At 74.0% G+C, this 22,143-nt stretch carries 20 protein-coding genes; 13 read left to right on the top strand and 7 right to left on the bottom strand.

All coding sequences use genetic code 11. The annotated features are described in order from the left end of the window. Positions 1–26: 26 nt before the first annotated feature. On the bottom strand, positions 27–902 hold the full coding sequence (locus tag AB0C33_RS47970) for an SGNH/GDSL hydrolase family protein (protein ID WP_358301475.1): 876 nt from the start codon (positions 900–902) through the stop codon (positions 27–29). A gap of 267 nt (positions 903–1,169) precedes the next feature. Here AB0C33_RS47970 and AB0C33_RS47965 point away from each other — a divergent pair, with 267 nt between their 5' ends. The 6 genes from AB0C33_RS47965 to AB0C33_RS47940 all read left to right on the top strand — a co-directional run bounded on the left by AB0C33_RS47965 (position 1,170) and on the right by AB0C33_RS47940 (position 8,232). Further along, on the top strand, positions 1,170–2,237 hold the full coding sequence (locus tag AB0C33_RS47965) for a LacI family DNA-binding transcriptional regulator (protein ID WP_358301473.1): 1,068 nt from the start codon (positions 1,170–1,172) through the stop codon (positions 2,235–2,237). Between the two features lie 107 nt (positions 2,238–2,344). Next, the gene (locus tag AB0C33_RS47960) at positions 2,345–3,607 is read left to right on the top strand and encodes an extracellular solute-binding protein (protein ID WP_358301472.1); all 1,263 of its coding nucleotides are present in this window, start codon (positions 2,345–2,347) and stop codon (positions 3,605–3,607) included. A gap of 3 nt (positions 3,608–3,610) precedes the next feature. Next, positions 3,611–4,573 carry a sugar ABC transporter permease gene (locus tag AB0C33_RS47955; protein ID WP_358301470.1) on the top strand — a complete coding sequence of 321 codons (963 nt, stop codon included), beginning with the start codon at positions 3,611–3,613 and terminating at the stop codon, positions 4,571–4,573. After that, positions 4,570–5,400 (top strand): carbohydrate ABC transporter permease, encoded by an 831-nt coding sequence (locus AB0C33_RS47950; protein ID WP_358301467.1) that lies wholly within the window; start codon positions 4,570–4,572, stop codon positions 5,398–5,400. Before AB0C33_RS47955 ends, AB0C33_RS47950 begins: the two co-directional genes overlap by 4 nt. 32 nt (positions 5,401–5,432) lie before the next feature. Continuing rightward, entirely contained in the window at positions 5,433–6,638 is a 1,206-nt protein-coding gene (locus tag AB0C33_RS47945) for a family 1 glycosylhydrolase (protein ID WP_358301465.1), read from the top strand. 58 nt (positions 6,639–6,696) lie between these two features. Further along, positions 6,697–8,232: a family 20 glycosylhydrolase gene (locus AB0C33_RS47940; RefSeq protein WP_358301462.1), complete on the top strand. Its 1,536-nt coding sequence runs from the start codon at positions 6,697–6,699 to the stop codon at positions 8,230–8,232. Between the two features lie 60 nt (positions 8,233–8,292). On the opposite strand, the gene AB0C33_RS47935 is transcribed toward AB0C33_RS47940, so the two are convergent. The 3 genes from AB0C33_RS47935 to AB0C33_RS47925 all read right to left on the bottom strand — a co-directional run bounded on the left by AB0C33_RS47935 (position 8,293) and on the right by AB0C33_RS47925 (position 11,067). Then, positions 8,293–9,204, bottom strand: a complete 912-nt coding sequence (locus tag AB0C33_RS47935) for a hypothetical protein (protein WP_358301459.1) — start codon at positions 9,202–9,204, stop codon at positions 8,293–8,295. 217 nt (positions 9,205–9,421) lie between these two features. Beyond that, positions 9,422–10,066, bottom strand: a complete 645-nt coding sequence (locus AB0C33_RS47930) for a response regulator transcription factor (protein WP_352351471.1) — start codon at positions 10,064–10,066, stop codon at positions 9,422–9,424. Then, complete coding sequence (locus AB0C33_RS47925) at positions 10,063–11,067, bottom strand: histidine kinase (protein ID WP_358301455.1); 1,005 nt, start codon at positions 11,065–11,067, stop codon at positions 10,063–10,065. The genes AB0C33_RS47930 and AB0C33_RS47925 overlap by 4 nt, the downstream gene beginning before the upstream one ends. 446 nt (positions 11,068–11,513) lie before the next feature. Between AB0C33_RS47925 and AB0C33_RS47920 the strand changes: the two genes are divergently transcribed. Further along, positions 11,514–11,972: a CBS domain-containing protein gene (locus AB0C33_RS47920; RefSeq protein WP_358301452.1), complete on the top strand. Its 459-nt coding sequence runs from the start codon at positions 11,514–11,516 to the stop codon at positions 11,970–11,972. A gap of 5 nt (positions 11,973–11,977) precedes the next feature. Further along, positions 11,978–13,261 (top strand): ArsB/NhaD family transporter, encoded by a 1,284-nt coding sequence (locus tag AB0C33_RS47915; RefSeq protein WP_357969544.1) that lies wholly within the window; start codon positions 11,978–11,980, stop codon positions 13,259–13,261. 15 nt (positions 13,262–13,276) lie between these two features. Here the strand turns inward: AB0C33_RS47915 and AB0C33_RS47910 are convergent, their stop codons facing one another. Continuing rightward, on the bottom strand, positions 13,277–14,161 hold the full coding sequence (locus AB0C33_RS47910) for a phosphotransferase (protein ID WP_358301449.1): 885 nt from the start codon (positions 14,159–14,161) through the stop codon (positions 13,277–13,279). Between the two features lie 508 nt (positions 14,162–14,669). On the opposite strand from AB0C33_RS47910, the gene AB0C33_RS47905 reads away from it, so the two are divergent. The 5 genes from AB0C33_RS47905 to AB0C33_RS47885 all read left to right on the top strand — a co-directional run bounded on the left by AB0C33_RS47905 (position 14,670) and on the right by AB0C33_RS47885 (position 20,407). Then, a complete protein-coding gene (locus tag AB0C33_RS47905; protein WP_358301446.1) occupies positions 14,670–15,596 on the top strand; it encodes a lysophospholipid acyltransferase family protein in 927 nt (308 codons plus the stop codon). 157 nt (positions 15,597–15,753) lie between these two features. Beyond that, entirely contained in the window at positions 15,754–17,988 is a 2,235-nt protein-coding gene (locus AB0C33_RS47900) for an MMPL family transporter (RefSeq protein ID WP_358301443.1), read from the top strand. Next, positions 17,985–18,842, top strand: coding sequence for a lysophospholipid acyltransferase family protein (locus AB0C33_RS47895; RefSeq protein WP_358301440.1), 858 nt, complete (start codon positions 17,985–17,987; stop codon positions 18,840–18,842). The genes AB0C33_RS47900 and AB0C33_RS47895 overlap by 4 nt, the downstream gene beginning before the upstream one ends. Positions 18,843–18,932: 90 nt before the next feature. Beyond that, the gene (locus AB0C33_RS47890) at positions 18,933–19,184 is read left to right on the top strand and encodes an acyl carrier protein (RefSeq protein WP_352351457.1); all 252 of its coding nucleotides are present in this window, start codon (positions 18,933–18,935) and stop codon (positions 19,182–19,184) included. Next, the gene (locus tag AB0C33_RS47885; RefSeq protein WP_358301437.1) at positions 19,184–20,407 is read left to right on the top strand and encodes a beta-ketoacyl-[acyl-carrier-protein] synthase family protein; all 1,224 of its coding nucleotides are present in this window, start codon (positions 19,184–19,186) and stop codon (positions 20,405–20,407) included. Before AB0C33_RS47890 ends, AB0C33_RS47885 begins: the two co-directional genes overlap by 1 nt. 17 nt (positions 20,408–20,424) lie before the next feature. Here the strand turns inward: AB0C33_RS47885 and AB0C33_RS47880 are convergent, their stop codons facing one another. Continuing rightward, positions 20,425–20,862: a VOC family protein gene (locus tag AB0C33_RS47880; RefSeq protein ID WP_358301434.1), complete on the bottom strand. Its 438-nt coding sequence runs from the start codon at positions 20,860–20,862 to the stop codon at positions 20,425–20,427. Between the two features lie 73 nt (positions 20,863–20,935). Further along, a complete protein-coding gene (locus AB0C33_RS47875; protein WP_358301432.1) occupies positions 20,936–22,123 on the bottom strand; it encodes a cytochrome P450 in 1,188 nt (395 codons plus the stop codon). Positions 22,124–22,143: the final 20 nt, after the last annotated feature.

Genomic DNA, 22,143 nt, shown 5'->3' with positions numbered 1-22,143 from the left:
CATCAGGATCCGCGGCGGCGGCGCCGTCAGCGCCGGGCGGCGTCCACCGCGGTCAGCACGGCGGTGGACATGGCCTGGTGGCCCGAGGCGTTGGGGTGGAGTCCCACCGAGTCCACGCCCTCCATCGGCTCCGTCCACCGGACGCCGAGGGGCTTGCACAGGTCGTGGCCCACCGAGCCGGTGTAGGTGTCGACGAATCGGGCGCCGCCCGCCGCGGCGCGGGCGGCGAGCATGGTGTTGAGGCGCTTCTCCACGTCCCGCAGCCAGGGCGCGTCACCCTTGGCGATGGGGACGGTCGCATAGCAGTTGCTCCCGTCGTCCGGCATGATGACCGGATAGCCGACGACGAGGACGTCCGCGCCGGGGGAGCGCCGCCTGATCTCCTGGAGCACGGCGTCGATCTTGTCGCCGGTGGCGGCGATGCGCCCGGCGAGCTGGTCGATGCCGGCCAGGGTGTAGCCGGCCTTGCACGGCGAGCCGCCGGGGTTGAGCCTGCCGAGGATGACGCAGCGGCCGATGATGCCGCTGACGTTGATGTCGTTGCCGCCGATCCCCAGCGTGACCAGGTCCGTCTCCGGGCGGAGCGCGTCCAGCTGCGGCGGGGCCGCGCCCTGTGCGCCGGTCATGTTCGCCGTGGTCGCGCCGGCGCAGCTGACGTCCGTGAAGGCGGCGACGGTCCGCGCGGCCGCGGTCAGGGTCGGGTAGTTGCGGTCGGAACGACCGCAGTCGGCGTCCGTCTGGTTCGGGATTCCCGGGCCCGCGGTGTAGGAGTCGCCGAGGGCCACGTAGTGGCCGACGGCGGTGTCACGGGCGGAGGCGTGCGCGGCCGGCGTCGCCAGGAGCGAAGAGACGGCCGCCGTGACGACCGCCGCTGAGAGTGTGAGGGACTTCTTCCCGAACATGGGCCACCTTCTCTGGAGGGGGGTGAGGGCAGGGGCCGGCGCGGCGGCGGAGGTGAACACCGCGCACGCAGGGCGAACCCGCGGCGCGCAGCCATTTCCTACCAGGTGGTTAGTTTTACTGGGCGCGGGCGTCCCGTCAAGATCCCGGTCGCCTCCGGTACGCGTACGAGCGTGGTGATCACCGGCCGGGCGCGGCGCGTAGGGTGGTGACCCGAAGCGGATACGATCCGTTCGCAGGCGACGCCGGGAAGGGCGGGTGATGGTCCGGTGGCGCAGAGGGCGACCGTCTACGACGTCGCTGAGCGGGCAGGCGTCTCCATCGCGACGGTCTCGCACACCTTCCGGCAGCCGGAGCGGGTTCGCCCGGAGACGCGCGAGCTGGTCCTGCAGGCCGCGCGGGCCCTCGGCTACGTGCCGAGCGGCAGCGCGCGCGGGCTCGCGAAGGGCCGCTCCCAGGCGCTCGGCCTGTACGCCTTCGACATGTTCCTGCCCGCCGACCTCGGCGCCCAGGATCTCGACGCCATGGTTGCCCGGGAGCTCGACGGCCTCGGTGACGTGCGGCGATTCCCGCTCTACGTCGACGAGATCCAGCGCGGGTTCGAGCTGGAGGCGCAGCGGCTGGGCCGCCCGGTGATGCTCGGGTCGGGGGCCAGCCGCGACTCGCTGGGCAGCTTCGATCTGGCCGGCAGCGTCGACGGCCTGGCGATCTTCCCGGGCGGCGCGGCGCGCGACCTGCTGGAGCACGTGGGACGCGGCGTGCCCGTGGTGATCTTCAGCAGCCCGCCCATGCACGACCCGCTGCACCACATCACGGTGGCCAACGAGAGCGCCGTGCGCGAGCTCGTCGATCACCTGGTCGAGCGGCACGGCCGCCGGTCTCCCGCGTTCCTCGGCGAGCCGGCCGCGCCCGACATCGCCGCCCGGTTCGCCGGGTTCCAGGCGGCGCTGGCCGCGCACGGGCTGCCGGTCCCCGAGGAACCGTTCGACACCACCGCGCTGGCCCAGGACAGCCTGCGCTCGTTGCGCGCCGCCATCGCGGCCGGCGACGTGCCGGACGCCCTGGTCTGCGCCACCGACCAGCTCGCGCTCACCGTGCTGGACCTCCTGGCCCGGCACGGCCTCCGGGTGCCGGACGACGTCGCGATCACCGGCTTCGACGGGATCGTCGCCGGCCGGCTCTCGAACCCGACGCTGACCACGGTCCGCCAGCCGTTCGCCTCGATGGGGCGGCTCGCGGTGCGCATCCTGACCGACACCGCGGCGGGGGTGTCCCACCCCAGGTCGTACGTGCTGCCGACGCGCATGGTGCTCGGCCGCAGCTGCGGCTGCTCCTGACGGAGTTTGTCTCAATTGCGCATTGGGGCTGGATTTCTGGCGAGTTAAGCGCATAAATTCACAGCCGTTCGGGGGAGGCAACACAGGCCGACAGGAAGGAACTGGCCGTGCGACACAGATCAACAGTGGCGGCCCTGGCCGCGATCGCCGTTGCGGCGGCGCTCACCGCGTGCGGCCGGGCCGACGAGGGCGCCGGACGGGCCCAGCCGTCCTCCAGCGTCGCGGCCAAGGCCGCCGGCGCGATCACGATGTGGGCGATGGGCAACGAGGGCGAGCTCCTGCCCGAGTTCGTCAAGAAGTTCGAGGCCGCCAACCCGGGGGTCAAGGTCGACGTGACCGCCATCCCCTGGGACTCGGCCTACCAGAAGTTCCAGACCGCCATCGCCGCCGGGAACGTTCCAGACCTGGCCATGATGCCCGGGTTGCCGGTGTTCAAGGACGCCTTCGCGCCCGTGCCCGACGCCATCGGCACGGCGGGCATGTACCCGGGAGCCGTCTCGACGGGAACGATCGGCGGCCGGCTCCTGGAGGTGCCGTGGTACGTCGACGTCCGAGCGCTCTACTACCGGACGGACCTCGCCCGCAAGGCCGGCTGGGACAAGCCCCCGGCCACCTGGGACGAGCTGCGGCGGATGGCGGCCGACCTGCAGCGCAAGGCCGGTGCGAGATGGGGCATCCGGCTGCCCGCGGGCACGACCGGATCGTTCCTGTCCTCGCTCTGGATGCCGTGGTCCAACGGCGCGGAGCTGATGAACGCCGACCAGTCCTCGTGGACGCTCGACACGCCGGAGTTCGCCTCGGCGTACGAGTACCTGGCGTCGTACTTCAAGCAGCGCATCGCCGATCCGAACGCCGACACGGCGCCCGCCGCCGCGGTGAAGGACTTCCTGACGGGCACGACGCCGATGCTCGTCGCCGGCCCCTTCCTGCGCGGCGCCATCTCCCAGGCCGGCGGGGACGCGTTCGCGGGCAAGTATGCGACCGCGCCGCTTCCGGCGGGGAAGAGCTCGACCTCGTTCGTCGGCGGCGCGAACCTCGTGGTCTTCAAGGCCGCCAAGAACCCCGATTCCGCCTGGAAGCTCGTCCAGTGGCTCAGCGAGCCGCAGACCCAGGCGGCCTGGTACAAGGTCAGCGGCGACCTGCCGGCGACCCAGAGCGCGTGGCGGGATCCGGCGCTGCTCGCCGACCCGACGCTCGCCGCGTTCGCCGAGCAGCTCAAGACGGCCAAGGCGCCGCCGCAGCTCGTCGCCTTCGACAAGGTCGGCGCGGCGGGCGACTCCGCGATCGAGCAGATCATCAAGGGCGGCCGGCCCGTGGCGGACACGCTGCGCAAGCTCCAGCAGCAGGCCGACGGCATCGGGGTGTCCTGAGCGGTGTCGAACCCCATGTCGCCCACCGCCCCCGGACGGGCGCGCGCCTCCCGTGACGTGCGCGCCCGCCGGGCCGGGGGAGCCAACTCCGAACGCCGGCGCCGGCAGACGACGGTCGCCTGGCTGTTCGCCGCGCCGTTCGTCGTCGTCTTCGCGGTGTTCATGGTCCTGCCGATCGCCGGTTCGATCGGCTTCTCCTTCACGGACCTGACCGCGCGGGACATCCAGTCGCCCTTCAACGTGGACTTCGTGGGCCTCCAGCAGTACGCGGACGTCCTCACGGATCCGGAGTTCCAGAACGCCGCCGGGGTGACGGCGCTGTTCGTCCTCGTCGGCATCCCCGCCACGGTGGCGCTCGGGCTGGGGCTGGCGCTGGCGCTCAACTCGGGCGTCCGCCGGCTCAGGCCGGTCTACCGCGTCGCCTTCTACGCGCCGGTGGTCACGAGCGTCGTCGCGGTCTCGGTCATCTGGCGTCACATCCTCGCCCGCGACGGGCTGCTCAACATGGTCCTCGCCCTGGCCGGGGTCGAGGGGCCGGACTGGCTGAACAGCACCACCTGGGCCCTGCCCTCGTTGATCCTGATGGCCGTCTGGCGCAACACCGGGACCCTCATGGTGATCTTCCTGGCCGGGCTGCAGGCCGTCCCGGCCGACGTCGCGGAGGCGGCGTCGATGGACGGCGCCGGGCCCTGGCGCCGCCTGCGCAGCATCACGCTCCCGCTGCTGCGCCCCACGATCCTGCTGGGCTGCGTGCTCATCTCGGTCGGCTACCTGCAGTTCTTCGAGGAGGCGTTCGTGATGACGCAGGGCGGGCCGCTCGGCTCCACGCTGTCCATGACGTACTACACGTTCAACGCCTTCGGCTTCGGCGACTTCGCCAAGGCGTCCGCGGCGAGCTACATCATGTTCGTCATCATCGCGGCGGTCGGCGTCCTGCAGTTCCGCCTGCTCAGGAGGGCCACATGACCCAGCCGGGACGCCTGACGGCGCGCTCGCTCAGCTACGTGGTGCTGACCGCCGGCGTGGTGGTGTGGCTCGCGCCGTTCGCCTGGATGGTGCTGGGCGCGTTCAAGACGCAGGACGAGATCTTCGCCGACCCCCCGACGTGGTGGCCGCACTCGCCCACCGGCGGGAACTTCGCCCGCTGGCTCACCGAGCTGCACTTCGGCACCTTCTTCGGCAACAGCCTCGTCGTCGCCGTGCTCACCGTGCTCGGCAACCTGCTGTTCTGCTCGATGGTCGGCTACGCGCTGGCCAAGATGGACTTCGCCGGGAAGCGCGTCCTGCTCGGCGTCGTGCTGGTGACCATCATGGTGCCCGGCGTGGTGACCTTCGTCCCGCTCTTCGTGATCGTCGCGAAGATGGGCATCCTCGACACGTACGGGGCCCTGGTGCTGCCGTTCCTCACGCAGCCCGTGGGCGTCTTCCTGATGCGCCAGTTCATGCTGGACATCCCCGACTCACTGCTGGAGGCAGCGCGCATCGACGGCGCCTCCGAGACGAGGATCTTCACCCGGGTCGTGCTGCCGCTGTGCGGCCCCGCGCTGGCCACCCTCGGCATCCTCACCTTCCTCGGCTCCTGGAACAACTTCCTGTGGCCGCTCGTGGCGAGCCAGACCGAGTCGATGTACACGCTGCCGGTCGCGCTCTCGCTCTACTCCACCGGCCAGTACGCGACCGACTACGGCACGCTGCTCGCCGGGGCCGTGCTGATCATCACGCCGATCCTCGCGCTCTTCGTGTCCCTGCAGCGCTACTTCGTGCAGGGCATCGCCACCATGGGCCTCAAATGACCACACCTCCGACACCCAAGACAGGATCGAACATGACGACTTCGCAGCCGCCGACCTTCCCGGACGGTTTCCTGTGGGGCGCGTCGACGGCGGCCCACCAGGTGGAGGGGAACAACGTCGGAAGCGACTTCTGGCAGGCGGAGCACGACGGGAGCCGGGGCCTGCCCGAACGGTCGGGGGACGCCTGCGACAGCTTCCACCGGTGGCCCGAGGACCTGGACATCGCCCGCGACCTCGGTCTCAACGCCTACCGGTTCAGCGTCGAATGGGCCCGCGTGGTCCCCGCGCCCGGTCACCCGTCGCCGGCCATGCTGGCCCACTACCGCCGGATCATCGAAGGCTGCGGGCAGCGCGGGCTGACCCCGGTCGTCACGCTCCACCACTTCACCAGCCCCGCGTGGCTGAGCGCCGGAGGCGGCTGGACCTCCGGGGAGGCGGTCGCGCACTTCGCCGACTACGTCCGCGCGGTGCTGCCGATCCTCGACGGCGTGCCCTGGGTCTGCACGATCAACGAGCCCAACATGGTCGCCCTGGTGGCCGCGCGCCGCAGGCACGGCGCCGGCGAACCCGTCCCCTCCTTCGTCCCGCCGGACCCCGACGTGACGCGCGCGCTGGCCCGCGCGCACGAGGAGGCCCGCGACCTGCTCGCCTCCGTGCCCGGACTGCGCTCGGGGTGGACGGTGGCCAACCAGAACGTGCAGGACCACGGCGCCGGCCCCGACCGCACCGCCGAGCTGTCGTACCTGGTCGACGACCAGTACATCGACCTGGCGAAGGACGACGACTTCCTCGGCGTGCAGGCCTACAGCCGCCTGCGCGCGGGCGCGGACGGCGTCATCGCCCCCGGCCCGGACGACAGGCGCACGATGATGGGCTGGGAGTACTACCCCCTCGCGCTGGAGGACGCGGTCCGGCACACCGCCGCCCGGCTCGGCGGATCGACACCGCTGCTGGTGACCGAGAACGGCATCGCGACCGCCGACGACGACGAACGCGTCGCGTACACGACCGAGGCCGTGACGGGCCTGGCCCGCGCCATGGCCGACGGCATCGACGTGCGCGGATACCTGCACTGGTCACTTCTGGACAACTACGAGTGGGGATCGTGGACGCCCACCTTCGGCCTCGTCGCGGTCGACCGGACCACGTTCCGGCGCACGGTCAAACCCAGCGCCCGCTGGTTCGGGCGGCTCGCCCAGAACCCGGCGGCCGCTCTGGGCGGAAAGGCCACGTCGTGACGAGACCCTGGAGGCGACCCCGGACGCACGGCCTGGCGGGGCTGCTCGGCGGCCGGCGATGAGGGCCGCGCTGGTGCCGTGGCCGCACGCGGTCGCGCTCGACCACGCGACGACGACCGTCCTGCACCCCGGCCACGTCGAGATCCGGGCGGACGATCGTCTGCGCGACGCCCGCGCGTGGCTCGAAGGCGAGTTCGCCCGCCTCCCCGCCACCCCCTCGGCGGGTCACCCGTCCCCGTCGCGCGTCGTCCTGCTGATCGGCGAGGCGCCCGGCGACGTGCCGCCGGCCGGCGGGATCGCGCCGGAACAGCTCCCCCCGGACGAGCGGCACACCGTGACGATCGCCCCGGCGGAGATCACGATCACCGGCCCGACCCCGCACGCGGTCCTGCGGGGCGCCGCGACGCTGGTGCAGCTGGCGGAGTCGGGGGCGGGCCGGCTGCCGGTCGGGCGCATCGCCGACGGGCCCGCCCTGGCGTGGCGGGGCCTGATGCTCGACGTCGTCCGGCATCCCTTCCGCCCGGACGAGATCCGCCGCGTCATCGACCTGCTGACGCGGTACAAGCTGAACGTGCTGCACCTGCACCTCACCGACTCCGGCGGCTGGCGGCTGCAGTCGGCGGCGCGTCCCGCGCTGGACGCGACCTCGCCCGGCGAGCTGATCACGCGGCGCGAGCTGGCGGAGCTGACGGCGTACGCCGCGGCGCGCGGGGTGGCGATCGTGCCCGAGATCGACCTGCCCGGGCACGCCCACGCCGCGATCCGCGCCTACCCGGAGCTCGCCGGCGACCGGGCCGCCGCCCGTCTGGGCTACGTCGATCCGGCCGTGCCCGGGGCCGAGTCCTTCCTCGCGGAGACCGTCGCCGAGTTCGCCCAGGCGTCCCGTGCCCGGTTCGTGCACGTCGGGGGTGACGAGCCGTTCGGGATGCCCGTCACGGCGTACACGCGCGCGGTCGGCGTGGCCGTCCGCGCGGCGCACGACGCCGGCAGCCGGGTCGTGGCCTGGCAGGAGACGGTACGCGCCGGGGCGCTGGGCGACGGCGACCTCGTGCAGCTGTGGATCGGCGCGGAGACGAGCATCGACGCCGACGCCAAGAAGGCGGAGCTGCCGGAGTCCGCGCACCCGTTCGTCGACCAGATGGTGGCGTTGTTCGCCCTCGCGCCGTCCGACGGGCCCGCCGCTGCGGCGGCCGGGCTGCCGGTGCTGCTGTCCTCCAGCGACGTGCTGTACTACGACCGCCCGTACGCCGAGCCCGCCGCGGACGCCGAGGGGGAGGCGCGCCGGGCCCGGCTCGGGTTCCGCGACTATCCGGCCAAGACCCTCCGGCAGATGTTCGACTGGACCCCGGGGTCCTTGGTGTCGGGGCTCGACGTCCGCGTCGCCGGGGTGGAGGCGGCGATCTGGTCGGAGACGATCACGTCCTTCGACGACCTGGCGTTCCTGCTGCTGCCCCGTCTCCCGGCCGCGGCCGAACGATCCTGGACGCGCGAGCCGGCGACCTGGGAGGACCACCGGGCACGCCTGGAACCGCACGCCGCCACATGGCAGGCGACGGGATGGGGAGCGGCGTACCGGCCCGCGGCGGAGCCGTGACCCGCGCAGGCCCCGGGGCTCGTCGCGGTCCCGGGCTCGCCGCGGCCCCGGAGGTCGTCGTCAGGCTCGCACGGGCGACCCGCCGAGCTCGGTCACCGTCAGGGCGCGCAGCAGGTACGGGTGCAGGCCCTCGGCCCGCGGCCGGGGCAGGCCGGCGGCGATCGCGGCCTCGGTGAGCGCGGCCCGCGTCCAGGCCAGGTCGACCCGCCGGCCCGCCTCGCCGGTGAGCAGCGGGTGGTCGGCGGGCCGGTCGCCGCACAGGCGGCGCAGCGGGCGGCGCAGGTAGGGGGCGAGCGGGAAGGCGACGATGTCGCCCCGCCCGTCGTGCAGAGTGATCAGCACGGGGTCGCCGGCGCCCACCAGGTGCACGTCGCACGGGGTCAGCCGGGCCAGCGCGTCGACGGACGCGCCGGTGGACTCCAGCAGGCCGACGGCCACGGCCTCGGCTAAGCGGCCTTCCTCGGCCAGCAGGGCGACCCCGCCGCGCAGCAGCCGCCGCTCGGCCGGGGTGGGCGGGTGAGCGGCCGGCGCCGGAAGAGCCGGCCCGTGCCGTCCGGCGAAGGCGTAGAACGAGGCCAGCACGGCCCGCCGGCGGATCACCGTCGCGCGCGCCAGCGGCCGGCCGGACGGCGCCAGACCGGCGGTGAGCGCGGCCAGGCAGTAGGCGTCGACCTGCGACCCGGCCCCCAGCACGTCGCCGCCGGGATCCTGCCCGCGCAGCCACCGCAGGTAGGAGGCCAGCACCCGCAGCCGCGTCCGCCGCAGGGCCGGGGAGGGCCGCTCGCGCAGCCAGGCCGCCGCCACGCCGGCCGCCGCCGGAGCCAGCCCCTCGACGACGTCGACGTCGGCCGCGGGGACCTCGCCCCCGTCGCCGGGACCGCGCCGCGGACGCAGCCCCTCGATGCGGGAGACGAGGCCGCGGGCCTCCTGACCGGTGAGCGCGCCCCAGGACGCGACGGTGTCCTCGGCCATGCTCAGCACACGACCGGCACGACGACGGGATCGGCGGCAGGGTCGGCGGCGGCCCGTGCCGGAGCACAACAGGACGAAAGGGAGGCGTGGAGGACGTCACTGCTCGCGCCCAACGGACCCATCATGATCTCGATCGTCTCATGGAACTGCGCCCGCGGGCTCCATCCCGCCGGGCCGCCGGGGCCGCGGGACCCAGGGGCGCGGCCGTCCGCCGAGGTCAGGGTTCGATCAGGCCGGCGCGGATGGCGTAGCGGGTCAGGTCGAGCCGGTCGTTGAGGCCGAGTTTGGCCAGGATGTTGCTGCGGTGGCGGTCGACGGTCTTCGGGCTGATGACCAGGGTGTCGGCGATGGCCTTGGTGGAGTGGCCCTCGGCGATGAGCTTGACGATCTCCTCCTCGCGGGCGGTCAGCAGGCTGTCGGGCAGCGGGTCGCCGTGTCGGTGGCGGTGGAGGTAGTCGCGGATCAGCGCGGTGACCGCCCCGGGGTAGAGGAACGGCTCGCCGCGCATCGCCGCCCGGCACGCCTCGATGAGGTCGCGGTCGGCCACCGACTTCAGCACGTAGCCGCAGGCCCCGGCCTTGAGCGCGGCGAAGAAGTACTGCTCGTTGTCGTACATCGACAACATCAGCAGGCGGATGCCGGGCCGGCGGCGGGAGATCTCCCGCGCGGCCTGCAGGCCGGTCATGCGCGGCATGGCGATGTCCAGGACGACCAGGTCGATGTCGTGGGTGCGGACGGCCTCCACCGCCTCGGCCCCGTCGGCCGCCTCGGCGACCACGGTCAGGTCGGGCTCGGCGTCGAGGATCAGGCGGACGCCCTGGCGGACGAGCGCGTGGTCGTCGGCGAGCAGGATGCGGGTCATCGGGCGTTCTCCTTGGCCGCGCCGGGGACGGTGAGGACGATCTCGGTGCCGCCGCCGGGCGGCGAGTGCACGCTCAGGCGGGCCCCGATGAGCAGGGCGCGCTCGTGCATGCCGCGGATGCCGGCGCCCGGCTCGCCGATGCCGCCCCGGCCGTCGTCGGTGACGCGCAGGACCAGGTCGCCGTCGTCGGGCGTCAGCGTGAGCGTCGCCCTGGTGGCCTGGGCGTGGCGGGCGACGTTGGTCAGGCTCTCCTGGGCGATGCGGTAGAGCACCAGCTCGACCTCGGAGCTGAGCGGCGGCAGCCCCGCGGCCAGTCTACGCGTGACCTCGACCGTGCCGGTCTGCGACAGGTCGGTGGCCAGCGCGGTGAGGGCGCTGGTCAGCCCGAGGTCCTCCAGGACGCCGGGGCGCAGCCGGTGGGCGACCTGGCGCACCTCGTCCAGGCTGGTCCTGATCGCCTCCTGGGCGTGGCCGAGCTCGTCGGCCAGCTCCGCGGGCGCCCGGTCGCGCACCCGCTTGAGCGCCAGGAGCGCGACGGTGAGGCTCTGGCCGATCTCGTCGTGCAGCTCGCGGGCGATGCGGCCGCGTTCGGCCTCCTGGGCGGCCAGGGCCTGGGCGCTGGCCACGCTGCGCTCCTCCTCCAGCCGGTCGAGCATCTGGTTGAAGGTGTCGGTGACGCTGCGCAGGTCCCGGTTGCCGGCGGGCAGCCGGTCGTGGGTGTGCAGCAGGTCCACCCGCCGCATGAGGGCGGTCAGGGAGGTCAGCGGGGCCAGGCTGGCCCGCACCAGGAACGCGTTCGCCGCCAGGATCAGCGCCAGGCCGATGAGCAGCACCGGGACCTCGGTCAGCAGCACCGGCGAGGAGACCGTCGCGGGCGACAGCGCCAGCACGAACGTGCCCGCGGCGAAGACCAGCGCGTTGATGACGAACAGGCGGCGGAACAACGCCTGGGCCGGGGTGCGGCCAGGCGGCTCCGGCGCAGTGGCGACGGCGTCTCTCATGCCTTCAGCCTGGGCGTTCGCCGCCCGCGCTGTCCACTGACCCGGCCCGAATGCGGTCGCGCCCCCACCCGATATGGGGGCCGGACCCGATGGGCGCGGCCCCCCGCGCGGTGATGGCATGGTCTCCCCGGAAAACAGGGACGGACCGTAAGGAGGTGGGCGATGCGTGGCACGGACCTTCTCCGAGCCGCGGCGGCAGGACCGCTTCTCCTCCTGCCCGCCCGCGGGTCGCGGTCCGTCCCCCGGGGCCATCTGACGCGCGGGCCGCGCCGGGGGCCGGCCGCCGTCCCGTGGCCGGGGCAGAGCGCCTGAGCCGTCCCGGCCGCCTTTGTGACCTTCGCCCATGCCCCCGCTGGAGGCTCCCCATCAAGATCCGTCATACGACCGTGCCCCGAACCGGCGCGAACCGTCGTCTTCCCACCACTTCGACCACCGTGGACGGTGCCATGCGAGCACAGGACATCGCCGTCACCCTGCCGACCGTGACGGCCCGCGACTCCGTGGGACGCGCCGTGCGCCTGATGGTGGTCAACCGGCTGCCCGGACTCATCGTGGTGGACGAGCGGGGCAGGCCGGCGACCGTGCTGCCGGGCACGCAGGTGCTGCGGCTGGCCATTCCCGGCACGTACCAGGAGGACCAGGCCCTGGCCCGCACCCTCGACGAGAGCGACGCCGAGCTGTTCTGGCAGGAGCTCGCCCACCTGACCGTCGGCGACTGCCTGCCCAGGCCGCCCGCGCGGCCCGTCACCGTGCCGCCGGACGCGACCCTGCTGGAGGTGGCGGCGCTGATGGCCCGCACGCGCAGCCCGCTGGTCGCCGTCCTCGGCCCGGACGCCACCCTCACGGGGGCGATCACGCTGGAACGCCTGCTGACCAGCCTGGCCATCACGAGCCTTCCGGACTGATCCGCATGAGCGCGATCCTGGCCCTATCCATCTTCGTGGTGGCGTTCTTCTTCATCGCCACCGAGAAGGCCGACAAGGTCAAGGTCGTCCTGGTGGCGGCCGGCCTGATGACCGTGCTGGGGCTGACGCCGGGGGAGGAGGTGTTCTCCTCAGGGCACGCGGGCATCGACTGGAACGTCATCTTCCTGCTGCTCGGCATGATGATCATCGTGGGGGTGATCAAGCAGACCGGGCTGTTCGACTACCTGGCGATCTGGGCGGCCAAACGCTCGCGGGGGCGGCCGTACCGGCTGATGGCGATGCTGATGGCCATCACCGCCGTGGCCTCGCCGTTCCTGGACAACGTCACGACGATCATGCTGGTCGCGCCGGTGACGGTGATGGTGTGCGGGCGGTTGCGCATCCCGGCGCAGCCGTACCTGATCGCCGAGGTGCTGGCCTCCAACATCGGCGGGGCGGCGACGCTGATCGGCGACCCGCCGAACATCATCATCGGCAGCCGGGCGGGGCTGACGTTCAACGACTTCCTCGTCCACATGGCGCCCGCGGTCGTGGTGATCTTCGGCGTGTTCGTGCTGCTCACCTACCCGCTGTTCCGCCGGTCGTTCCACTACAACGCCGAGCACGTCGCCAAGGTGATGGCGCTGCAGGAGCGGCGGGCCATCACCGACCCCGCGCTGCTGGCGCGGTCGATGACGGTGCTGGCCGGGGTGGTGACGGCGTTCGCGCTGCACTCCGTCCTGCACCTGGCGCCCTCGATCATCGCCCTGGTCGGCGCGGGGGTCATGCTGCTGGTCTGCCGGGTCGAGCTCGGGGACGTGCTGCGCGAGGTCGAATGGCCCACGCTGGTGTTCTTCGCCGGGCTGTTCGTCATGGTCGCCGGCCTGGTGCACACCGGCATGATGGAGACCATCGGCCGCGCCACCATCGACCTGTTCGGCGACAACTACTTCGCCGCGGCCACCTCGCTGCTGTTCGGCTCCAGCGTGCTGGGGGCGTTCTTCGACAACATCCCGTACGTGGCGACGATGGCGCCGGTGGTGGAGGAACTGGCCGCCACCGCACCGGACGCGTCCACCGGGCAGGCGCTGTGGTGGGCCTTCGCCTTCGGCGCCGACTTCGGCGGCAACGGCACCGCGGTCGCCGCCAGCGCCAACGTCGTGGCCCTCGGGATCGCCGCCCGCACCGGGAACCCGATCTCCTTCTGGCAGTTCACCCGGTACGGCATCGTCGTCACCCTGGGCAGCACGGCCCTGGCCTGGGTGTACGTCTGGCTGCGTTACTTCTGACCCGGGCCGCCCGGGTCAGGGACGCAGCCGGTGGAACAGCTCGACCCGGGCCCGGTGGTAGTCGAGGTCCTCCTCGTCGTGCGGCACGCCCGCCGCGGCGGCCTTGCGGAAGTAGGCGTGCTCCCTGCGCAGCTTGTGCCGGACAAGCTGGGCGAGCGACTCGTCGTCGAGGGGGGCCGCCGTGCCGCCCTCCTCGTGGTAGGCGGCCACGAACTCCTTGCTGGGGCCGGTCAGGTCGTCGCCCCACTCCAGCGCGGCGGCGGCCAGCTCCAGCTCCGGGGCGCCGACGAAGGTCTCGTCCCAGTCGAGGACGGCGACGATGCGGCCGTCCCTGGCCAGGGTGTTGCCGGTGTAGTAGTCGCCGTGCAGCGGGTGGCGTACGGGATGCCCGGCGTGGAAGGCCGCCAGCCAGCGGTCGAGGACGGGGTCGGGCAGGTCGGCGGCGTCCGGGGGCGGGTCGCCGTACAGGCCGGACTCCTGGAAGGCGGGCACGGGACGCGGGCCGGGACGCAGACCGGCCAGCGCGCGGTGGAGCCTGGCCAGCAGCCGCGCGCCCGCCTCCCGCTGCGCCGGCACGTCGGAGTCGGGCCACTCGCCCTCGACATAGGGCCAGCAGGAGATCGGCCGCCCCGCCACGACGACCACCGTCGCGCCGCCCGCGGTGGCCAGCGGGGCGACGGCCTCGGGGAGCGTGGTGGCGGCGTGCCGGGCGACGGCGTGGCACCACTCCGACTCGGCCACCCCGCGCGCGGCCGGGCCCACCCGGACGACGTGGTCCCCGAGACGGTAGGCGGCCGACTCCTCCCCGCCGTGCAGCCGCTCGCCCTCTCCTTCGGCGCCCCAGGCCCGGGAGACGGCGGCACGGATCTCGGGGGTGAGGGGCGTCTTTGCGTAGATCACCTTGTCAGGTTATGGGGCTCAGGTCATGAGCTGGGACGGCTTGTGGAGTGTTCTGCCAAGGTCGGGCGACACGTGGCGCAAATTCGGCGCTCTCCGCCGGATGGCGCTTAACCTGCACTAACAGGATCATCATCCGCTTGTCACCCCGCGGTCAGGGCCGCCGGTGCCGAGCCCGCTCCGAATTCGGGACGCTCATGATCGTGCAGTCGCAAGAAATCGCCCAAAGCTCATATCAGCCCCATACCCGCCCGTCCCGGCGTCGTGCCCTGTCAGGGTGAGCACACCAGTCGGCCCGCGTCCGCGTGCCGGGCCTTTCCGCGCCAGGTGCGCGCATGTCTTGGAACGGTCCAAGCTTCGGGTCCGGTCCGGCGCAGCCTGCCGCCCGCCGTCGTCTCGCGCCGCCGTCAGCGCCGCTCGGGCCGGCCCGCCGATCACCGTCTGGGAGTCCCGCGTGTCCCATCCGACTCCACCCGCAGTGCCGACTGCGGCACCGTCTGCGATGCCGTCCGTGACGCCGTCCGTGATGCCGTCCGCCGTGCAGTCCGCCGTGCCGCCCGCCGGGGCGGGGCGGGGGCGTGCGACGTGGCGGCACGTCGCCGGCCCCGGCCGGCGCGTGGAGATCAACCCGTGGCTGGCGCGGGCGCCGTGCTCGGTGCGCGCGTGCCTGCCTGAGGAGGCCGTCGCCGCCGGGCGGACGCGCCGCGCGGCCCGGCTGTGCGCCGCCCTGCTGGTGCTGCTGGCCGCGCTGCCCGCCTTCCTCGCCATGGGGGCCGCGCCGAGGCTCTGGCGGGCCAGGACCGCGCAGGCGGCGGCCCGGCTGCTGCTGCGCGCGTTCGGCGTCCGGGTCGAGGTCGCCGGTCCGGCGGACCTCGCGGGGCCGGCGGCCGGGGTGCTCGTCGTGGCCAACCACGTCTCGCTGCTCGACCCGCTGGTCATGCTGGCCGCGCTGCCCTGCCGCCTGCTGGCCAAGCGGGAGGTGCGCCGGTGGCCGCTCATCGGGACGCTCGGCGCGGCCTGCGGGGCGCTGTTCATCGACAGGGAACGCCTGTCCACGCTGCCCGCCGCGGTGGGCCTGATCCGCGACGCCCTGCTGGCCGGGGAGACGGTCGCCGTCTTCCCCGAGGGCACCACGTCCTGCGGGCGCGAGGTCGGCACGTTCCGGCCCGCGGTCTTCCAGGCGGCGATCGACGCGAGGGCGGCGGTGTGCCCGGCCGTCCTGCGCTACTACGAGGGACCGAGCCCGTCGAGCCGGGGGAGCTGGGTGGGCGAGGACTCGGTGACCGGGTCCGTCGTCCGGGTGGCCGGGACGCGGCGGCTGCGGGCCGAGGTGCGGCTCACCCCGCTCCTGCCGCCGCCCGCGCCCGACCGCGGGCCGCGCGGACGGGCCGCCCTGGCCCGCGCCGCCGAGGAACGCGTACGCGCCGGCCTCGACTGACCGCAGAAGCCGACCGCACACAACTGACCACACGGGCCCGCGCCGCGGGGGAGCGCGTGCGCGGCGGCCTCGACCGACCGTTACTCGACGTAAGGATTCACCGATGTGGGGCAATTCGCCGCCGTCCGGCCGTGGGCGGAGGTGGCCGCGACGGGTCGTGCTCTGGGGCGCGGCCGTCACGTTCGCCGTCTCGCTCGTGGCCGGCCTGGACGTGCACGACCGGCTCGTGCTGGGCGACATCGTGCCGCTCGGATCGCAGTCCCTGCGCGCGGACGACATCCTCCAGGACGCCTTCCACGCGGGCAACGCCGACCTGGTCCTGATCGCCCGCGCCGCGCGCCCGGTCGACGACCCCGAGATCGACGCCGCCGGGACGCGGCTCACCGAACGCGTCTCGGCCGATCCCGGCGTGTGGCGGGTCACCTCGTACTGGCGCGGCCACGAGCCCAGGCTGCGCAGCGGCGACGGGCGCGCGGCGGTCGTCCTGGCCCACCTGAGCGGCGACAACGCCGCCCGCAACGCCGCCGCCCGCCGGATCATGGACTCCCTGCACGGCCGCTACGGCCCCCTGTCGCTGACCGCCACGGGCGAGGCCCAGGTACGCGTCGAGGCGCAGGACCGCAGCGAGACCGACCTGCGCACCGCCGAGCTGATCGCCGCGCCGCTGACCCTGGCCATCCTGTGCGTGGTGTTCGGCAGCCTGGTCGCCGCCCTGCTGCCGGTGCTGATCGGCGCGCTGGCGGTGATCGCCACCATGGCCGTGCTGCGCCTGCTCACCGAGGTCATGGAGATCTCGGTGTTCGCGCTGAGCATCTCCAGCGCGCTCGGCTTCGCCCTGGCCGTCGACTTCAGCCTGTTCATCGTCACCCGCTTCCGCGAGCAGCTCGCCCAGGGCCAGGACGCCGTCCAGGCCGTCTCCGTCACCATGCGCACCACCGGCCGGGCCATGGCCTGCTCGGCGGCCACCGTGGCGCTGTCCATGTCGGCGCTGCTGCTGTTCCCGTTCACCATCCTGCGCTCGCTGGCCGTCGGCGGGATGACGATCAGCCTGACGGCGGCCGCGGCCAGCCTCGTGGTGCTCCCGGCCGTGCTCACCCTGCTCGGCGACCGGGTCAACCGGCTTCCCGTGCCCGGCCCGTGGAACGCCGCGCGCCGGTCCGCGCCGCCGGTGGAGGACGGGCCCTGGTACCGCCTGGCGGTCGCCGTCATGCGCCGCCCGCTGGCGGTGGCCGTGCCCACCACCGCGCTGCTGCTGGCCATGGGCGCGCCGTTCCTGGGCGCCCGCTTCGGCACCCTGGACGACCGCATCCTGCCGCCCGACGCGCCCGCCGCCCGCGCGGCGCAGGCGCTGCGCGCGGAGTTCGGCGGTCAGCAGGTCGTCGGCGGCACCATGATCGTGCTGCCGGACCTGCGGATGACCGGGCAGAGCTCCGCCGGCCCGCTGGACGGCTACGCCAGGCGCCTGGCCGCCACCGACGGCGTGCTCCGGGTGGACACGGCCGGCGGCTCCTACAGCAGGGCCGCCGCCGTGCCGGGGCCGGGCCGCCGGTTCACCGGCGAGGCGGGCACCTGGCTGCTCGTCACCACCGCGCACGAGCCGTACTCGGTGGCCAACAGCGAGCTCGTCCGGCGCCTGCGCGCGATCCCGGCCCCGGGCCAGGCGCTGTTCGCCGGGCCGGGCGCCGAGCTGGACGACATCAGGCAGAGCATCGCCGGCACGCTGCCCACGGCCCTGGCGCTGATCGCGCTGGCCACCCTGGCCATGGTGACGCTGCTGACCCGCAGCGTCGTGCTGGCCGTCAAGGCCCTGGTGATGAACGTGCTCAGCCTCACCGCCACCTTCGGCGCCCTGGTCCACGTCTTCCAGGACGGCCACCTGCGCGCGCTGGTCGGCGACTTCACCGCCACCGGCAGCATCGACGCCCTCATGCCCACGCTGATCTTCTGCGTCGCCTTCGGCCTGTCCATGGACTACGAGATCTTCCTGCTGTCCCGGATCACCGAGGAGTACCGCAGCCGCGGCGACACCGCCACCGCGGTCGCCACCGGGCTGCAGCACACCGGGCGGCTGTTCACCTCGGCCGCCGTCATCTTCGCCGTCGTCATGGCCGCCGTGGCGACCTCCGGCCTGGCCGTGCTCAAGATGATCGGGGTGGGCATCGCGGTGGCCGTCCTGGTCGACTGCACGCTGATCCGCACGCTCCTCGTGCCCGCCGTGATGCGCCTGGCCGGGCCCGTCAACTGGTGGTCGCCCCGACTGCTGCGCGGCAGGCGGGGGAGCGGCGGCGGCTCTCCCGGCGACCCGCCGCGCGTCCCCGTCGGCGCGGCCGCGGGCGGCCCGGACGGGACGGATCCCGCGGCGCCGGCGGGCACACCCGCGAGCACACCGTGACGACCATCCGCGATCAGGACCACCGCCACGAGCGGCCGCCGTCCGGGCCGGGGCTGTCGCCGTGCACGCCGGACGCGTGCGTGCGCCCGCCGGTCGCCGCCGCCGGGCCGGTGCGCCGGGCCGCCCGCCTCCTGGGCTGCGCGCTGGCCCTGGGAGCCGCCCTGACGCTGTCGGCGATGCCCGCCCGCCGCGCCGGTGCCCTGCGCGCACGCCTCGCGCGCAGGGCCACGGGCCTGATCGTGCGCGCGCTCGGCATCACGGTGCGGATCCCCGGTGGCGTCCCCGCCCTGGACGGGCACGGCACCCTGCTGGTGAGCAACCACATCTCGTGGGCCGACCCGCTGATCATGGCGGCCCTCACGCCGGCCCGCCAGCTCGCCAAAAGGGACATCGGACGGTGGCCGCTGGTCCGGTCGCTGGCCGCGGTCCACCGCACGCTGTTCATCGACAAGGACCGGCCGGCCGGGCTGCCCGCCGCGATCACGGCCGTCGCCGCCGCGCTGCGCGACGGGGACGCGGTGCTGGCCTACCCCGAGGGCACCACCTGGTGCGGGCAGGCCATGGGAGCCTTCCACCCGGCCCTGTTCCAGGCCGCCGTCGAGGCGGGCGCGACCGTCCGGCCGGTGGCGCTGCGCTACCGCGAAGCCGGCGCGCCCTCCACCCGCGCCGCCTGGATCGGCGCGGACTCCCTGCCGGTCTCGCTGCTGCGCGTGGTCGCGACCCGGAACCTGGTGGCCGAGGTGACGTTCCTGCCCCCCGTACGCCCCGAGCTCACCGGACGGCCGCGCGCGGACCGGGCGGCGCTGGCCGCGCTGACCGAGTCGCGGGTCAGGGACGCTCTGGGCCCGGCTTGATGGACATTTGATGTGTCATACCCGGACCCGCCCGCACTCCTGGAGCACACTCGGACACGCCCCCCATCCGCCGAGAGAACGGACGGCACCATGACCGACGACCAGATAACAGACGTGCTCCGCGGCCACTGCGCGCGGGTCCTGGGCGTCAGCCCGGCCCAGATCGGCCCGCACACCGACCTGCGCGAGGAACTGGACGCCGACAGCCTCGACTTCGCCGAGCTGCACGCCGTGGTCGAGGACGAATGGGGCACCTTCGCCGACGACCGGCTCCAGCGGGTGCGGACGGTCGCCGACATGGCCGCCGTCATCCGCCGCCACCTGACGGCGGTGGGCGGCTGATGCGACCCCGGGTCGCGGTGACCGGGCTCGGCCTGCGCACACCCGCCGGCTCCGGTCCCAAGGAGCTGTGGAACGCGCTGCTCGGCGGGCGCTCGACGGCACGGGCCATCACGTCCTTCGACACCTCCGCGCTCGCGGTGCGCTTCGCCTGCCAGGTGCCGGAGCTGGACGTCTCGGCGTACCTGACCGACCGGCAGGCCCGGCGGCTGGACCGGGCGTCGCTGCTGGCGGTGTGCGCGGCGGGCGACGCGCTGGCCGACGCCGGTCATCCGCGGGTGCCGCCCGAGCGGCGGGCCGTGGTGGCGGGCAGCTCGTTCTGCGGCACCGAGACCTACGAGTCGGCGCTGCTCGACACGCCCGGTCCGGCCGCGCTGCGGCTGTCGCCGATCTTCATCCCGAAGATCATGCCCAACGCCGGCGCCGCCGCCATCGGCATGCGGTACGAGATCCGCGGGCCGAGCATGTCCGTGGTCACCGCCTGCGCCTCCGGCGCGCACGCCATCGGCGAGGGCGTCCGGCTGATCCGCGACGGCTCGGCCGACCTGGTCGTGGCCGGGGCCGGGGACGCCAACGTCACCCCCGGCATGCTGCACGGCTTCAGCCGGTGCCGGGCCCTGTCGGTCCGCAACGACGACCCCGAGGCCGCCTGCCGCCCCTTCGAGGCCGATCGCGACGGGTTCGTGCTGGCCGAGGGGGCCGCGTTCCTCGTCCTGGAACGCCTCGACGACGCCGTGCGCCGCGGGGCGCGCGTCCACGCCGAGGTGTCCGGTTACGGCCGCACCAGCGACGCCCACGACCTGACGGCTCCCGCGCCCGGCGGCGAGGGCGCCCGGCGGTGCATGGACGCCGCGCTCGCCGACGCGGGCCTGGCGCCCGAGGACATCGTGCACGTCAACGCCCACGGCACCGGGACCGAGCTGAACGACCTGGCCGAGGCGCAGGCGATCGGCCGCGTCTTCGGGCCCGCCGCCGTGCCGGTGAGCTCGACCAAGGGGGTGACCGGGCACGCCCTCGGCGCGTCCGGGGCGATCGAGGCCGTGGCGTGCGTGCTGGCGATGGCCGAGTGCACCGCCCCGCCGACCGCCAACCTGGACCGGCTCGACCCGCGCTGCGACATCGACGCGGCGCCCGTGCCGCGCCCGATCGCGAGGGGGCCGGTGATGTCGAACTCGTTCGGCTTCGGCGGCCACAACGCCACGCTGGTCTTCTCGCCGGCGCGCTGACCGCTCCCGCCGGGCGGTCAGCCCCGCCGGGAGACGAACACGCAGAACGGGTGCCCGGCCGGGTCGGCGTAGACCCGCAGGGGTTCCTCGTCGTCGTCGATCCGGTCCAGCAGCAGCCGGCCGCCCAGGCGCAGAACGCGTTCGTGCTGCTCCAGCAGGCTCTCGACCGACGGCACGGTCAGGTCGAGGTGAAGCTGCTGGGGCACTCCGGGCTCCGGCCAGGTCGCCTCCGGAAGCGTCTCGACCTGCTGGAAGGCGAGCTGCGGCGCGCCGTCCCTGGTTCGCAGCACGAGCCAGTCGCGGCCGCGCTCGTCGTCGGCGCCCGCCTGCGGCGGCTCGTCGCCGGGCCGGTAGACCAGGTCCAGCAGGGACCGGTAGAACTCCGCCAGCGCCCGGGCGTCGGTGCAGTCGAGCACCACCTGACACAGCCTGATCCCGCCGTCCGTACCGGCCATGCGCGCCTCCCGTGATCGTCTTTCGTCCGTCATGCTCTCTGCACGGCGGGAGGGCACGTCAAACGCGGCGGCCTCACCAGGTGACCGGCAGGGACGCCAGGCCGTAGATCGTGGCGCGCGGGCGCAGCGGCACCTCCTCGGCGGGCACGGCCAGCCGCAGTCCGGGGAAGCGGCGCAGCAGCGCGGGGAAGGCCAGCCGCATCTCCAGGCGGGCGAGCTGCTGGCCCAGGCATTGGTGGATGCCGTGGCCGAAGCCGAGCTGCGGCCCGGCCTCGCGGGTGACGTCGAAGCGGTGCGGGTCGGGGAAGCGGGCCGGGTCGCGGTTGACGGCCGGCAGGGAGAGCGTCACGGTCTCCCCGGCGCTGATCGTCCGCCCGGCGAGCGGCACGTCGGCCCGCGCGACCCGGATCGGGCCGATGTGCACGATGCTGAGGTAGCGCATCAGCTCCTCGACGGCGGTCGCCGCCACGCCTGGGTCGGTGCGCACCAGCTCCGCCTGCTCCGGACGGCTCAGCAGCAGGAACGCGCCGAGGGCCAGCATGTTCGCGGTGGTCTCGTGGCCGGCGGTCAGCAGCAGGGTGGCCACCCCGGTCAGCTCCTCGTGGTTCAGCTCGCCGCCGGAGACCAGCTCGCCGAGCAGGTCCTGGGCAGGCTCGGCCCGCTTGCGGGTGACCAGCTCGGACAGGTAGCCCATCAGCTCGGCGCCCGCCGCGCCGCGTTCCTCGGCGGAGTTGTCCAGGTTCACCGCGCGCGCGGTGGTGTCCTGGAAGCGCGCGCGCTCGTCGTACGGCACGCCGAGCAGCTCGCAGATCACCAGCGACGGGATCGGCAGCGCGAACGCGCCGACCAGGTCGGCGGGCGCTCCGGCCGCGGCCATCTCGTCGAGCCGGCCGTCGACGATCTCCTGGATCCTGGGCTCCAGGAGCCGCATCCTGCGCATGCTGAAGCGGCCGGTGAGCAGCCGCCGGTAGCGGGAGTGCTCGGGGTCGTCCATGGCGATGAAGAAGCCCGGCGGGACCACCAGGTCGGCCAGGCCCTCGGGCGGCGCCAGCTCCTTGATCGGCGGCGCGGCGCCCTGGGAGGTGTTGCTGAAGCGCGGGTCGTCGAGCACCGCGCGGGCCTCGGCGTGGCCGGTGACCAGCCAGCCGGGGCGGCCGTCGGCGTAGATCATGCGGTGCAGCGGGCCGTGTAGCCGGGCGAGCTCGGCGGGCGGCTCGAACGGGTCCTCGCGGTCGAGCGGCAGGCTCTGAAGGATGTCCATGCATTCAGAAAACCGCAGAG

The organism is Nonomuraea sp. NPDC048881 (assembly GCF_040649795.1).
Taxonomy (GTDB): domain Bacteria; phylum Actinomycetota; class Actinomycetes; order Streptosporangiales; family Streptosporangiaceae; genus Nonomuraea.
Note: the sequence above shows the minus strand (reverse complement) of the source record. Positions and strands in the feature narration are given on the sequence as shown.

Excerpts from the sequence above, each read along its gene's own strand:
- AB0C33_RS47970 (WP_358301475.1), bottom strand. The coding sequence starts at position 902 with ATGTTCGGGAAGAAGTCCCTCACACTCTCAGCGGCGGTCGTCACGGCG.
- AB0C33_RS47950 (WP_358301467.1), top strand. The coding sequence starts at position 4,570 with ATGACCCAGCCGGGACGCCTGACGGCGCGCTCGCTCAGCTACGTGGTG.
- AB0C33_RS47945 (WP_358301465.1), top strand. The coding sequence starts at position 5,433 with ATGACGACTTCGCAGCCGCCGACCTTCCCGGACGGTTTCCTGTGGGGC.
- AB0C33_RS47940 (WP_358301462.1), top strand. The coding sequence starts at position 6,697 with ATGAGGGCCGCGCTGGTGCCGTGGCCGCACGCGGTCGCGCTCGACCAC.
- AB0C33_RS47935 (WP_358301459.1), bottom strand. The coding sequence starts at position 9,204 with ATGGCCGAGGACACCGTCGCGTCCTGGGGCGCGCTCACCGGTCAGGAG.
- AB0C33_RS47930 (WP_352351471.1), bottom strand. The coding sequence starts at position 10,066 with ATGACCCGCATCCTGCTCGCCGACGACCACGCGCTCGTCCGCCAGGGC.
- AB0C33_RS47925 (WP_358301455.1), bottom strand. The coding sequence starts at position 11,067 with ATGAGAGACGCCGTCGCCACTGCGCCGGAGCCGCCTGGCCGCACCCCG.
- AB0C33_RS47920 (WP_358301452.1), top strand. The coding sequence starts at position 11,514 with ATGCGAGCACAGGACATCGCCGTCACCCTGCCGACCGTGACGGCCCGC.
- AB0C33_RS47915 (WP_357969544.1), top strand. The coding sequence starts at position 11,978 with ATGAGCGCGATCCTGGCCCTATCCATCTTCGTGGTGGCGTTCTTCTTC.
- AB0C33_RS47890 (WP_352351457.1), top strand. The coding sequence starts at position 18,933 with ATGACCGACGACCAGATAACAGACGTGCTCCGCGGCCACTGCGCGCGG.
- AB0C33_RS47885 (WP_358301437.1), top strand. The coding sequence starts at position 19,184 with ATGCGACCCCGGGTCGCGGTGACCGGGCTCGGCCTGCGCACACCCGCC.
- AB0C33_RS47880 (WP_358301434.1), bottom strand. The coding sequence starts at position 20,862 with ATGGCCGGTACGGACGGCGGGATCAGGCTGTGTCAGGTGGTGCTCGAC.
- AB0C33_RS47875 (WP_358301432.1), bottom strand. The coding sequence starts at position 22,123 with ATGGACATCCTTCAGAGCCTGCCGCTCGACCGCGAGGACCCGTTCGAG.